The sequence below is a fragment of the Rhizobium sp. BK379 genome, from assembly GCF_014193955.1.
Lineage (GTDB): Bacteria > Pseudomonadota > Alphaproteobacteria > Rhizobiales > Rhizobiaceae > Rhizobium.
In genome coordinates, this window is sequence record NZ_JACIAD010000006.1 from 257,779 (window position 1) to 271,227 (window position 13,449).

At 60.3% G+C, this 13,449-nt stretch carries 14 protein-coding genes; 12 read left to right on the forward strand and 2 right to left on the reverse strand.

Annotated elements, in window-relative coordinates:
- Positions 1 to 10 precede the first annotated feature (10 nt).
- The 5 genes from FHT93_RS25160 (at position 11) to FHT93_RS25180 (ending at position 4,053) form a co-directional block, all read left to right on the forward strand.
- Positions 11 to 943, forward strand: a complete 933-nt coding sequence (locus FHT93_RS25160; protein ID WP_113208612.1) for a TIM barrel protein — start codon at positions 11 to 13, stop codon at positions 941 to 943.
- Between the two features lie 69 nt (positions 944 to 1,012).
- Positions 1,013 to 1,948 (forward strand): sugar-binding transcriptional regulator, encoded by a 936-nt coding sequence (locus FHT93_RS25165; RefSeq protein ID WP_113208611.1) that lies wholly within the window; start codon positions 1,013 to 1,015, stop codon positions 1,946 to 1,948.
- A 94-nt stretch (positions 1,949 to 2,042) separates the two neighbouring features.
- The gene (locus FHT93_RS25170; protein WP_113208610.1) at positions 2,043 to 2,819 is read left to right on the forward strand and encodes a DeoR/GlpR family DNA-binding transcription regulator; all 777 of its coding nucleotides are present in this window, start codon (positions 2,043 to 2,045) and stop codon (positions 2,817 to 2,819) included.
- Complete coding sequence (locus FHT93_RS25175) at positions 2,816 to 3,601, forward strand: triose-phosphate isomerase (RefSeq protein WP_113208609.1); 786 nt, start codon at positions 2,816 to 2,818, stop codon at positions 3,599 to 3,601. Before FHT93_RS25170 ends, FHT93_RS25175 begins: the two co-directional genes overlap by 4 nt.
- The gene (locus FHT93_RS25180) at positions 3,598 to 4,053 is read left to right on the forward strand and encodes an RpiB/LacA/LacB family sugar-phosphate isomerase (RefSeq protein WP_183849974.1); all 456 of its coding nucleotides are present in this window, start codon (positions 3,598 to 3,600) and stop codon (positions 4,051 to 4,053) included. Before FHT93_RS25175 ends, FHT93_RS25180 begins: the two co-directional genes overlap by 4 nt.
- 98 nt (positions 4,054 to 4,151) lie before the next feature.
- Here the strand turns inward: FHT93_RS25180 and FHT93_RS25185 are convergent, their stop codons facing one another.
- Positions 4,152 to 4,856 (reverse strand): SGNH/GDSL hydrolase family protein, encoded by a 705-nt coding sequence (locus tag FHT93_RS25185; RefSeq protein WP_183849976.1) that lies wholly within the window; start codon positions 4,854 to 4,856, stop codon positions 4,152 to 4,154.
- A 106-nt stretch (positions 4,857 to 4,962) separates the two neighbouring features.
- On the opposite strand from FHT93_RS25185, the gene FHT93_RS25190 reads away from it, so the two are divergent.
- Genes FHT93_RS25190 through FHT93_RS25220 form a run of 7 tightly spaced genes read left to right on the forward strand, consistent with a single transcriptional unit; the run spans position 4,963 to position 12,484 of the window.
- Positions 4,963 to 5,994, forward strand: a complete 1,032-nt coding sequence (locus FHT93_RS25190; protein WP_183849978.1) for a LacI family DNA-binding transcriptional regulator — start codon at positions 4,963 to 4,965, stop codon at positions 5,992 to 5,994.
- 28 nt (positions 5,995 to 6,022) lie between these two features.
- On the forward strand, positions 6,023 to 7,624 hold the full coding sequence (locus FHT93_RS25195) for an FAD-dependent oxidoreductase (RefSeq protein ID WP_113212949.1): 1,602 nt from the start codon (positions 6,023 to 6,025) through the stop codon (positions 7,622 to 7,624).
- A 40-nt stretch (positions 7,625 to 7,664) separates the two neighbouring features.
- Complete coding sequence (locus FHT93_RS25200; protein ID WP_183849979.1) at positions 7,665 to 8,936, forward strand: sugar ABC transporter substrate-binding protein; 1,272 nt, start codon at positions 7,665 to 7,667, stop codon at positions 8,934 to 8,936.
- Positions 8,937 to 8,947: 11 nt separating this feature from the next.
- Positions 8,948 to 9,880, forward strand: a complete 933-nt coding sequence (locus FHT93_RS25205) for a sugar ABC transporter permease (protein WP_112971701.1) — start codon at positions 8,948 to 8,950, stop codon at positions 9,878 to 9,880.
- On the forward strand, positions 9,870 to 10,712 hold the full coding sequence (locus FHT93_RS25210) for a carbohydrate ABC transporter permease (RefSeq protein WP_112546474.1): 843 nt from the start codon (positions 9,870 to 9,872) through the stop codon (positions 10,710 to 10,712). Before FHT93_RS25205 ends, FHT93_RS25210 begins: the two co-directional genes overlap by 11 nt.
- A 17-nt stretch (positions 10,713 to 10,729) precedes the next feature.
- On the forward strand, positions 10,730 to 11,782 hold the full coding sequence (ugpC, locus tag FHT93_RS25215; RefSeq protein WP_183849981.1) for a sn-glycerol-3-phosphate ABC transporter ATP-binding protein UgpC: 1,053 nt from the start codon (positions 10,730 to 10,732) through the stop codon (positions 11,780 to 11,782).
- Between the two features lie 9 nt (positions 11,783 to 11,791).
- The gene (locus FHT93_RS25220) at positions 11,792 to 12,484 is read left to right on the forward strand and encodes a hypothetical protein (RefSeq protein ID WP_183849983.1); all 693 of its coding nucleotides are present in this window, start codon (positions 11,792 to 11,794) and stop codon (positions 12,482 to 12,484) included.
- A gap of 24 nt (positions 12,485 to 12,508) precedes the next feature.
- On the opposite strand, the gene kdgD is transcribed toward FHT93_RS25220, so the two are convergent.
- On the reverse strand, positions 12,509 to 13,432 hold the full coding sequence (kdgD, locus tag FHT93_RS25225; RefSeq protein ID WP_183849985.1) for a 5-dehydro-4-deoxyglucarate dehydratase: 924 nt from the start codon (positions 13,430 to 13,432) through the stop codon (positions 12,509 to 12,511).
- Between the last annotated feature and the right edge of the window lie 17 nt (positions 13,433 to 13,449).

Sequence of the window (13,449 nt, forward strand, 5' to 3'; positions counted from 1 at the left end):
GGAGGTCTTGATGCCGCTTTCGCTTTCGCTGAATACCAACCCGCTTGTGAACCGTTTTGCCGACCCCGACGACTTGATCGAGACGGTGGCGCGAGACCTGCGCATCCGCGATCTCCAGCTGACGCACGAATTCATCAATCCAAGCTGGCAAGCCCCTGTCATCCGCCGCCTGACTCGCCAGATGAAAGCCGCGTTGGCACGTACTGGCGTTCGCGTTACCTCGGGCATGACCGGACCGTATGGACGGCTGAACCATTTCGGGCATCCGGATGCCGAGGTCCGCCGCTATTACGTGGACTGGTTCAAGACCTTTGCCGACATTACTGCCGATCTCGGCGGACATTCCGTCGGAACGCAATTTGCGATCTTCACCTACAAGGATTTCGACGACGCAAGCCGGCGCGAGGAGCTGACCAAGATCGCCATCGACTGCTGGTGCGAAGTCGCAGACCATGCCAGTGCCGCCGGTCTTTCCTACATCTTCTGGGAGCCGATGAGCATCGGCCGTGAGTTCGGTGACACGATCCAATCCTGCCTTTCGCTGCAGGCGCGATTGAGCGCTGCCGATATGGCGGTGCCGATGTGGATGATGGCCGATATCGACCACGGCGACGTCACTTCCGACAATCCCGACGACTATGACCCCTATGCCTGGGCGCGGGCCGTGCCGAAGCTGTCGCCGATCATCCACATCAAGCAGAGCCTGATGGACAAGGGCGGCCACCGCCCGTTCACGGCGGAATTCAATGCCAAAGGGCGGATTCAACCCGCCCCGCTGCTGAAGGCTTTCGCGGCAGGCGGTGCCCATGACAACGAGATCTGTCTCGAACTTTCCTTCAAGGAACGCGAGCCGAATGATCGCGAGGTTATCGCGCAGATTGCCGAAAGCGTCGCCTTCTGGGCGCCGCATATCGACACCGGCGCCGCGGACTTGAAGATATGAGCCGGCGATTTACAAGGGCTGCTTGTTGTCAGGCGGTATAGCCGTCGAAGAAATGGGAAGGGTGCGGCGATGACGGATGCCGATGATACACTTGCCGTGCGGGCCGCCTGGCTTCATTACGCCGGCGGATTGACACAGTCCGACGTTGCCCGGCGCCTCGGCATACCCTCGGTGAAGGCGCATCGGCTCATCGCGCGGGCCGTTGCCGACGGTGTCGTCAAGGTCACGATCGACGGCGATATCGTCGAATGCGTCGAACTGGAGGCGCAGCTCGCCGAACGCTTCGGACTGCAATATTGCGAGGTAGCACCCGATCTTGGCGAAGAGGGCTTGCCGCTGCGCGCGCTCGGTCACGCGGGAGCCGGCTATCTGAAGCGCGAGATCGAACACGGTGATCACGCAGTCATTGGCCTTGGCCACGGCCGCACGCTTTCGGCTGCCGTTCGGTATATGCCGCGGACAAATGCGAAGGACATACGCTTCGTTTCTCTGCTTGGCGGTCTCACGCGAAATTACGGTGCCAATCCCTACGACGTCATGCACCGTATCGCGGAAAAGACCGGCACGCATGCCTATGTCATGCCGGTTCCCTTCTTCGCCAATACCGCCGAGGACCGAGAGGTGCTGAGGGCACAGCGTGGCGTCAAGGAAGTATTCGATCTCGCCAATGACGCCGACCTGAAGCTCGTCGGCCTGGGTACGGTGGACGCCGAGGCCCAGCTGGTGCTCTCTGGCCTGGTCGAGCCGGGCGAGATCGAAGATATCGCTGCCGCGGGCGGCGTCGGTGAAATACTCGGTCACTTTTTCAACGCGGACGGCCAAATCCTCGATACAGCACTGTCTGGGCGTACCCTTTCGGCATCTTTTCCGACAACGACGAAGGAACGCCTCGTGGCCCTGGCAGGCGGACAGGCCAAGGTGGCGGCGATACGGGCGATCCTGCGCAGCCGACGCCTGCATGGGTTGATTACGGACGAACGCACCGCGCGAGCCCTTCTTGCCTGACGTTTGGTAACGAACATTTGTCACATAATAACATTGTGAATCGTTGATTTTCACAATTTTTGTGTTACTTTGTTGGTAATCAGGATTGAGAACAATGAAACGGGAAGAACGCCAGCAGCTGATCGTCAATCTGCTTGTCGAGGGCAAGACCGTCGAAGTGGATGATCTTGCTGAACGTTTTTCCGTTTCGAAGATGACCATTCACCGCGATCTCGACGACCTCGAGCAGGCGGGTGTCCTGCGTAAGGTACGCGGTGGCGCGACGATCGATGCCGGAACGCAATTCGAGAGCGATTTTCGCATTCGCGAGCGTCAGGGCGGGGAAGCCAAGGTTGCGATGGCGCAAGAAGCGCTGGCCATTGTCGAACCGGGCATGACGGTCATGGTCAATGACGGATCGATGGCTGCGGTTCTCGGCGAGATGCTGTTGCGTAAGCGACCGCTGACGGTGATCACCAACAATGCGGCGATCATGGAACGGCTGAAGGGCGAGAACGGTATCACCCTGATTGCACTCGGCGGCATCTATTCCGCGAAGTTCAACGCCTATCTCGGCGTCGTTACGGAGGAATCGCTGTCACGTCTGAGGGCTGATATCGCATTCATTTCGACGCCCGCGGTCAGCGGCAGGCTCGCCTATCACATGGACGACAATGTCGTTCGCGCCAAGCGGGCGATGATCGCGTCTTCGGCCAGGAGCTGCCTCCTGGTCAACCACCAGCGGATCGGCCACACGGCGCTGCATGTCATGGCGGATCTGACTGATTTCGACACTGTTATCACCGACAGCGCGCCATCTGCCGCTGTTCTCGACGAATTCGATCGGGTGGGTATCAAGCTCACCATCGCACCAGCGCAGGATCAGGCATGACGGAGAAACCAGGCTTCTGGATTGGCACCAGCTGGAAGATGAACAAGACGCTCGCCGAGGCCGAGCATTTTGCCCGCGGCCTCGAGGCGGCCGATGCTATGCGCGATCCTAACATCCAGCGCTTCGTGATCCCGCCGTTTACAGCTGTGCGGGAGGTCAAGCGCATGCTTGCGAAGACCTCCGTCAAGGTCGGTGCGCAGAACATGCATTGGGCGGACCAGGGCGCCTGGACGGGCGAAATCTCCCCCTTGATGCTGAAGGATTGCGATCTCGATATCGTCGAGCTCGGGCATTCGGAGCGGCGGGAGTTTTTCGGAGAGACGGACGAGACTGTCGGGCTGAAGACCGAGGCGGCGGTTCGCCACGGCCTGATCCCGCTGATCTGTATCGGCGAAACACTTGCCGACCGGGAGAGCGGAAAAGCCGCGGAAATTCTCGCAGTCCAGGTGCGCGGGGCCTTGTCGAAGCTGTCCGACGAACAGAAATCGGCGGAAATCCTGCTTGCCTACGAGCCTGTCTGGGCGATCGGCGAAAGAGGCATTCCGGCAACGGCTGACTATGCCGATGCCCGACAGGCCGAGATCATTGCGGTTGCTGAAGCCGTACTCGGGCGAAAAATCCCCTGCCTCTACGGCGGGTCGGTCAATCCGCAGAACTGCGAGGAACTGATTTCGAGCCCGCATATCAACGGACTCTTCATCGGCCGTTCCGCCTGGAACGTCGAGGGCTATCTCGACATCCTCGCGAAATGTGCCACCAAACTCCAAGGAGAAAAAAGATGAAGCTTGCAATTGCTGGAGACAGTGCCGGCGAAGGTCTCGCCAAGGTGCTTGCCGAACACCTCAAGGATCGGTTCGATGTCCATGAAGTGTCGCGCATCAACGACGGGCTCGATCCGTTCTATGCCAACCTTTCGGATCGCGTTGCCTCGGGCGTGATCGACGGCACCTATGACAAGGCAATCCTGATCTGCGGCACCGGCATCGGCGTCTGCATTTCGGCCAACAAGGTGCCTGGCATCCGCGCTGCATTGACGCACGACACTTATTCGGCCGAGCGTGCCGCCCTTTCCAACAACGCGCAGATCATCACGATGGGCGCGCGTGTCATTGGGCCTGAGCTCGCGAAGTCGATCGCCGACGCGTTCCTCGCTCAGACATTCGACCAGAATGGCCGTTCGGCCGGCAATGTCTCCGCCATCGATGGACTCGACGCAAAATACAACGCGCGTTGAAAGCCTGAGGCAAGCGACCGGTTGTCTGCCGGTCGCTTCGACCTCTTTCCCGTCGGCATCTTCTCCCCGTAGAGAGAGCCTCGCCGATTTCCAACGTCTCATGCTCGGCCCAAAGTCTCGCCCGGGGCCAAAGCCGGTTTCTCATGAATGATGGCATGTCTAAACGCGTCGCAGATGACGCGATGACCGGCATCATTGGGGTGCGTTAGATCGGGCGACGCCAGTGCGCCATCGCCACATGCTTTCATCTGTTCGTAGACAGGTGCATAGAAGATGCGAAAAGCCTGCGCCAGCTCGCGCACGGCGCGGACATAGACTTCAAAGCCCTGGCGTGTCTGGCCGGTAAAGCCGGCACTTCCAACTGAGAAACCGCTGTCGGGAATATAGGGCGGACTGCCGATCGCAAGTCTTTCCGCATGCCCCGCTTCGATCAGTCTCTCCAGCATATTTGCATAGTCACGACTGAAGCTCTTGGCGTTCATGCTGTCAGGCGCAGCCATGTAGCGGGCGTCGTTATAGCCGTAAAGGATGAGGATCGCGTCGCGATGCGAGGCATCGAGCAGGGCGCCGGCATACCTGCTGACGCCGTTGTCTGCTCGGGCTCTACCGTCGGCAAGCGGTGATGCCTGCAGCACCGTCCCTGGGATCGCATGATTGCGGAGCGTCAATGCGCTTAGCTCGGCCGCAAACAGCGCCGGCCAGGCCAGATGCGGATGGCTGGCATTGAACCCGGCGCTGATGCTGTCGCCGAACACGCGGATTCCGGAAAATCCAAGCGATTTCAAATGCTCTGCAAACGTCATCGATCGACTCACATTTTCGCGCTTGACAGCAATCGGTCAAATCCTGTTTATACGTATTAGCTGCTAATACGCATTAGCAGTCAAGAGGAGATATGGAGGATGCAGCGTGGCGGGCACTAAGCGCTTGACTCAGCACGATATTGCGAAATTGGCGGGCGTTAGCCAGGCAACCGTTTCGCTTGTGCTGAACGGTGCGCCGACAGCCCTGGCTCGCATTCCCCAGGAGACCCGTGAGCGCGTCCAGCAGGTCATCCGCACGACAGGCTATGTGGCCGATCCGATCGCCCGGCGGATGGCCAAGGGTCTCAATCGCATTCTCGGCGTCTTCACCTACGAGCCGGCCTTTCCGAGCGAGCAGGCGGACTTTTTTGCGCCCTTCCTGCTCGGTATCGAGGAAGAGGCGCAGGCGCAGAATTACGACCTGCTGCTGTTGACCGGCGCCGGTGTCGGCCGTGAGCGCAAGATGTTTGCCGATGGCAATCGGCTGCGGATCGCTGACGGCTGCCTTGTCCTCGGCCGTGAATTTGATCGGGCCGAACTGAAACGGCTTGTAACCGGTGATTATCCATTCGTGGCGATCGGCCGACGTGAGGACGCAGGCGGACCCGTTCCTTACGTCGGCGGCGATTATGCCAGCGCCACGCGGGCGCTGGTCGACAAGGCACGCTCTCTCGGCCATGGCCGGCTGGCCTTCATTGGTCCGAGCGGATCGGCTGAGTCCGTCGTCGACCGCTGGCGCGGTTTTTCAGACGCGACCACCGGAAATGCGGAAGTGGTTTTGCATGTGGACGAGGTCGGCCGGGGTCCTGCCGAAACACTTGATGCGATCGTAGAGAGCGGCGCGAGCGCGGTCTTTTTCGTCGAGTTGGCCGATGCGGTACGTGTCGAAGCAGCCGCCCGCGAACGCGGTCTGTCCATTCCGGACGACTTCTCGGTCGTGGTGCTCGGCAGTCATGTGCGCGCCGAGCGCAGCCATGTGCAGTTCACCTCCTTCAACATTCCTCGCGAGGAAATGGGGCGTCAGGCGACCGCGATGCTGGTGCGCCGCATCGAGGATGCCGCGCCCGTCGAACAAATTCTTCTGACCTGCGAACCGGTCGAGGGGCAAACCCTCGGACCAGCCAAGAAACGGACCTGAGAGCGTGACAGACATGGCGGCAAAAGAGATGCGAGCGGATATTCTGGTGGTGGGCGGCGGCCTCGGCGGCGTGGCGGCGGCAGTTGGCGCCTGCCGGGCCGGCAAGAGCGTCATCATGACCGAGGAATTCGACTGGATCGGTGGCCAGCTGACCAGTCAGGCTGTGCCATCAGACGAACATACCTGGGTCGAACAATTCGGTATAACCCGCTCCTACCGCAAGCTGCGCAACGGCGTGCGGCAATATTATCGCGACAATTATCCGCTGACCGAGGGCGCCCGCGCCTGGGGTGATCTCAATCCCGGCGGCGGCTGGGTGAGCCGCATCTGTGCTGAGCCACGCGTCAGCCTTGCAGTCATGGAAGCGATGCTGATGCCCTATCGCGGCGCCGGTCGTCTCCGGGTGCTGCAGCCCTACCGTCCCGTCGCTGCCGATGTCGAGGGTGACAGCGTGCGCTCGATTACCGTGCGCCACCGCGATAGCGAACGCGAGATCGTCATCTCGGCCGACTATATCCTTGATGCTACCGAGCTCGGCGACCTGTTGCCGATGACCGGTACAGACTATGTCAAAGGTTTCGAGGCGCAATCCGACACCGGCGAGCCAAGTGCGCCGTCGCAAAGGCAGCCGGACAACGTCCAGGCCGTGTCGATCTGCTTTGCAGTCGATTGCGTCGACGGCGACCAGACGATCGACAAGCCGGAGAATTACGACTACTGGCGCAAGTACCAGCCGCATTTCTGGGGCGGCCCGCTGCTTGGCTTTACCGCGCCGCATCCGCGTACGCTGGAATTCACTACCCGCGGTTTCACGCCCAATGTCGACGACAATCCGCTGCTGGTTGATGCCGATCAGCGCAAGGGCGGCGGCGATGAAAATCTCTGGCTCTTTCGCCGCATTGCTGCACGGCGCAATTTTGAGCCCGGTTTCTACCAGTCCGACATCTGCTTCGTGAACTGGCCGATGATCGATTACATGGACGGCACGATCATCGACGTGTCCGAAGAGGATAAGGCACGGCATCTGAAATCGGCGGCCGATCTTTCCTATTCGGTCTTCTATTGGCTGCAGACGGAGGCGCCGCGTATCGATGGCGGCCAGGGCTATCAGGGCCTGCGGCTGCGTGGGGACATCACCGGCACCGAACATGGCCTTGCGATGGCCCCCTATATCCGCGAGAGCCGCCGCATCAAACCGATCACCCGTATCACCGAGCAGGACCTCTCCTATGCGGTGCGTGGTGACAAGGGCGCGGTCAATTATCGCGACAGCGTCGGCATCGGCATGTACCGCATCGACCTGCACCCCTCGACCGGCGGCGACAACTATATCGACGTGCCGTCCTGCCCCTTCGAGATTCCGCTCGGCGCCCTGCTGCCACAGCGCATGACGAACCTGATCGCGGCCGGCAAGAATATCGGCACAACCCATATCACCAACGGCTGTTATCGCTTGCACCCCGTCGAATGGAACATCGGCGAAGCGGCCGGCATGCTCGCAGCTCATTGCCTCGACAAGGGGCTGAAGCCTCACCAGGTCCAGGAAAATGACGCACATCTCCACGACTTCCAGAGGGAAATCGTCCGGGAAGGTATCGAAATCCGCTGGCCGGTCGTCGCAGCCTACTGAGCAGCCATCAGTGCAACCCATCTTTGGAGGAGGAACGGGAATGAACAAGAACAGGACATTGAAATCCGCGCTGGCGGCGCTTGCGCTCACTGTGCCGCTCGCCTGCAGCGGCATCGCCAGGGCCGACGACGCAGTCAACCTGCGCATGACCATCTGGAGCGCGGCGGAAGCACATCTGAAGCTTTTCAACGAGATCGCTGCCGGCTTCAAGAAGGACCACCCCAACGTCACGGTGACCTTCGAGTCACTGCCATTCGACACTTATACGACGGCGCTGACCACCCAGATCGCCGGCGGCAATGCGCCTGACATGGCCTGGATCTTCGAGACGGCCGCCTATGACTTCGTCAATTCCGGTGCGCTTTATCCGCTCAACGATACACTGAAGGCGACGGCTGGATACAATCTCGACGAAGTGAGCACGAGCGCCACGGAGCGCTGGCAGAAAGATGGCACGCTCTATGCCTACCCATTCTCTACTTCGCCCTTTGCGGTCTTCGTCAACAACGACCTGATCAAGGCGGCCGGTGCCAAAACACCCGCCGAGCTGATCGCCGCCGGCGAATGGACCTGGGACAACGCGATCGCGACAGCTTCGGCAGTCGGCCAGAAGGGCAAGGGCGGCCTGATCGTGCGCGACTTCAACTACCAGACCTGGCAGAACCTTGCCTCGGTCTGGAACGGCTTTGGTGCGGCCCCCTGGAGTGCCGACGGCAAGACCTGCATGATGACCGAGAAGCCTATGGTCGATGCACTCACCTTCGTCCATGACGCGATCTTCAACAAGAAAGCGATCCCCGGCCCCGGTGAAAACGTTGATTTCTTCGCCGGCAATGCGGCGATGACCATCACCCAGATCAGCCGCGCCTCGCTGCTTCCGAAGGACAAGCCCTTCTCCTGGGACCTCGTGCCGCTGCCCAAGGGTCCCGCCGGTGATTATGCGCTGATCGGCCAGGCTGGCATTGGCGTCATGCAATCGGGCAAGAACGCCAAGACGGCCGCCGAATTCGTCGCCTATATGACGAACCCGGAAAACTCGGCCAAGCTCAGCCGGTTCTTCCCCTCGGCCCGCAAGTCGCTGCTCAACGCTGAGGTGCTGAAGAAGACCAATCCTCTGCTCAGCCAGGAGCAGATCGATAAGGTCGTCATTGCTGGCATTGCGACCGGCAAGGTCATCCCCGGCCATACGGGCTTTGCCCAGATCCAGCAGACCGTGCGCTCCGGCCTCGACGCCGTCTGGCGCCCGGATGCCGATGTTCCCGGCACGCTCCAGACGATCTGCGGCCAGATCGGCCCGCTGCTCAAGCGCTAGGGAGACAAGGAATGGCTGTCGCACAGGACAACGCAACACTGGAAGGCCGCTCCTCGTCGCCGTTCTGGACGGTTGCGCGGCGCGACAGCCTCGCCGGCTTCCTCTTCATCGCGCCGCAACTGATCGGGATCACCATCTTCGTGCTGATCCCGCTTGGTCTGGTCTTCTGGTATTCGCTGCATGAGTGGAACGTGCTCGCCAATACCTTCACCTATACGGGCACGCAGAACTACCAGATGCTGATGGAAGACCCGAACCTGCTGCAGGTGCTCGGTTCGACCGCCATCTTCTCTGCAGGGCTTGTGGTTCTCAACCTGTCGCTGGCCTTGTTGCTGGCGGTACTGTTGAACCAGAAACTCGCGGGCATTACGATCTTCCGGACGCTGTTCTTTTCGCCTGTTGTCGTGTCGCTGGTGGCTTGGACAATCGTCTGGGGATTTCTCCTGCAGAAGAATGGCGGCATCAACGGCATGCTGCTGCTGTTTGGCCTCGAGGGTCCGAACTGGCTGCGCGGCGAGACCACCGCGATGATCTCGGTGATCGTCGTCCAGGTATTCAAGAATGTCGGCCTCAACATGATCCTGTTCTTGGCCGCCCTCCAGGGTGTGCCGAACGAGCTCTACGAGGCAGCTCGCATCGATGGTGCTCCGCGCTTCAAGCAGTTCCGCCGCATTACTCTGCCTCTGATCAGCCCGACCATCCTGCTGACCTCGATCATCACCATCGTCGGATCGCTGCAGGTCTTCGCGCAAATTGCCGTTTTGACGCAAGGCGGGCCGGGCCTTTCGACGACCGTGCTCGTCTATTACCTCTACCAGCAGGCCTTCCAGTTCCATTTCTTCGGCTACGGGTCGACGCTGTCGATCCTGCTCTTCCTGATCGTCGCCGTTCTCACCTTCGCCCAGTGGCAATTGCGCAAGAGGATCGTGTTCTATGAAAGCTGAGATCTCCCCGCGCATGAAGGTCATTCTATACGGGCTGATGTGCGTGCTTCTCATCCCGTTCGTCTTCCCGACCTGGTGGATGGTGACGTCTTCGGTGAAGCCGATCAGCGATATCTTTGCCTTTCCGCCGCAATTTTTTCCGCAGAGCTATGACTGGACGACCTATAGCAAGGTCTTCGAGCTGCAGCCTTTCGTGAAGCAATACTGGAACTCAGCCTATATTGCTGCGGTCGTCACTGTTGGCACGATGATCGTCTCATCGATGGCGGGCTACGCCTTCGCGCGCATCAAGTTCCCATTCGCCAACACGATCTTCATGGTCGTGCTGCTCGGCCTGTTGATCCCTTCGGAAGTGACGATCGTGCCGCTCTTCCAGATGTTCCTGAAGGCCGGCATGGTCAACACCCACTGGCCGCTGGTCCTGGTGCCGATCTTCGGCGCGCCGAGCGTCTTTGCAACCTTCGTCATGCGGCAGTTTTTCGTGACGCTACCGGTCGAGCTGGAAGAGGCCGCCCGCGTCGATGGCCTCGGGCGTTTCAAGATTTTTCGCAAGATCGCCCTGCCGCTTGCAAGGCCGGCGCTCGCCTCTGTTGCGATCTTTACCTTCCTGCATTCCTGGAATCTCTATCTCGAACCGATCGTGTTCCTGTCGAGCGCGGACAAATTCACGCTGCCTCAGGCGCTCACCCAATATACCGACGCCTATGGCGGGCCGATGTGGAATATCCAGCTCGCTGCGGCAACGCTCACGGCATTGCCCGTGCTCATCGTCTTCATCATCGCGCAGAAGCAATTCGTCGAAGGGCTCGCGCATACCGGCCTCAAGGGCTGAAGAACCGGATTTCTCCTATGGCTGACGTTACCCTTTCCCGTGTCCGCAAGAGCTATGGCGCTCTCGATATCATTCATGGTGCCGACCTCGGCATCCGCGACGGCGAATTCGTCGTGCTGGTCGGGCCATCCGGCTGCGGCAAGTCCACGCTGCTTCGGATGATCGCCGGGCTCGAGACGATTACCGGCGGGGATATCAGGATCGGCGGGCGGGTGGTCAACGATCTCGACCCCAAGGATCGCGACATTGCCATGGTTTTTCAGAATTATGCGCTCTATCCGCATATGACGGTCGCGACCAATATGGGCTTCTCGCTGGAACATCGTGGTACCGGCAAAGCGCAGATCGCCGAGCGGGTGAAATGGGCGGCCGATATACTCGGCCTGTCTCATCTTCTCGATCGCTATCCGCGCCAGCTCTCCGGCGGCCAGCGCCAGCGCGTTGCCATGGGCCGGGCGATTGTTCGCAACCCTCAGGTCTTCCTGTTCGACGAGCCATTGTCGAACCTCGACGCCAAACTGCGCGTCGTCATGCGTGGCGAAATCAAGAGCCTGCACCAGAGGCTGAAGACGACCACCATTTATGTTACCCATGACCAGGTCGAAGCGATGACCATGGCCGACAAGATCGTCGTGCTCAATGCTGGAAGGGTGGAACAGATCGGTGCACCGCTCGACCTTTACGATCGGCCCGCCAACCAGTTCGTAGCCGGGTTCATCGGATCACCGTCCATGAACTTCCTCACGGGCACAATCACCGATAAGGGGTTCGCGGCACCCGGCATTGTCTTGCCACTTCCGCAAACTGCCCCTGCATTCAGCGACCGCAGGCTTGTCTATGGCATCCGGCCCGAGCATTTCTCGCTCGATGGCGCTGGCGTCCCGGCTGAGATCGTTCTGGTCGAGCCGATGGGTTCGGAAACCCAGGTGACGATGAAACTCGGTGAAACGCAGGTCACCGGTGTCTTTCGTGAGCGCGTATCGATGGCTCCAGGAGCGATAATTCACGTGCGCCCGGAGCTTTCCAATATCCATCTCTTTGCTGCCGATGGCGGCGAACGTCTGAACTGAGGCTGTTCCATGCCGACCTATCCGGAAACCAGGCTCACAAAGGCGCTGCGCGAGGGGGAATTCCCTGTCATCGTCTCGCTCGCCCGTCACAATCTCGACATCGCGAAGGCTGCCATCGAGGCAGGTGCGTTCGCGATCAAAGTCCATCTCAACGCCTATCACCGCGCGACCGGCACGACCTTCGGCAGCTTTGCCGAGGAGCGGCGGTTTTTCGAGGACCTTGCAACGCTGGGCGTGCCGCTTCTTGTCATGGCAGGACAAGAAAAGGTTCCGAGCCCGCAGGAGATGGAGGCGCTCGCCGATCTCGGCTTCGAGGGTTTCAATATCTATGTCAGCGATATGCAGCCGCATCTGCTGCAATCGAGGCTGCGGCCCATTCCGGCGCTTGGCGAGGCGAGCACTGACGAGGATTTGCAAGGCATTCTCGACATTCCCGGTGCGATGATGGAAGCCTCGGTCGCTTCCTTTGCCGACTACGGAAAGCCGCTCGACGAGAGCGATCTTGATCGCTACCGGACCATCACGGGCAAGGCGGGTATTCCGGTCATCGCGCCAAGCCAGAAGATGTTTGTGCCCGACGATATGCCGAAGCTGAGGGACGCGGGCATTGCTGCCCCTCTGCTCGGCGTTATCGTCACCGGCACGACGCCGGAGAGCATGAGAGCGGCGGTGCAGCCGATCGTCGCGGCAATACGGCGATGAGGCTGAGCGCCGGTGGCCGCGGTTTTACTCCGCGGCCAGCCTCGTCTGGTCATTAGCCTCGACAATCGACCGCAGCACGGAGAGTTCCTCGTCCGTCAGGTTCGTGAGCGGCGCGCGCACGGTGCCCGGATCGCGGCCGATGACTTTCAGTCCCGCCTTGATGATGGAGACGGCGTATCCCTTCTTGCGGTTGCGAAGCGCAACGAAGGGGAAGAAGAAGTCCTTGAGGATCTGGTCGACAGTCTTCTGGTCGCCCGCCCTGAGCGCTTTGTAGAACCGTTGCGAAAGAGCCGGAACGAAGTTGAAGACAGCCGAGGAATAGGTGGTCACACCGGCGGCGAAATAGGCCTGAGCATAGACTTCGTGGGTCGGCATGCCACCAACATAGACCAGCCGGTCGCCGATCTTGGTGGTGATCTCGATGACCCGGTCGACATCACCGACGCCGTCCTTGAAACCGATGAGATTGGGGCACGCATCACAAAGCTGAGCGATGCTGTCGGCCGACAGGATCGCGTTGTCCCTGTTATAGACGATCACGCCGATGCCGACCGCCTGGCAGATAGCTTTCACATGGGCGACAAGCCCAGCCTGCTCGGCAAACATCAAATAGGGCGGAAGCAGCAGCAGGCCATCGGCACCGGCCTTTTCGGCAGCGCGCGCAATGTCGATTGCAAGTGAGGTGCCATAACCGGTACCGGAAATGATGGGCGTTTTGCCTGCGGCAGCCTTGGCGGCGCGGATGACGGCAGGGATTTCGGCCGGATTGAGCGAGAAGAATTCGCCCGTACCGCCCGCGGCGAAAAGTGCGCTTGCGTCAAAACCGGCAAGCCAGTTCACATGGTCGCGGTAGGCGGCTTCATTGAACCTGTTCTCGCTGTCGAAATGCGTCACCGGGAAGGAGAGGAGGCCGTCGCCCACGGCTTTCTTGATGGCGTTGGGATCCATGTTGAATTCCTTGAATA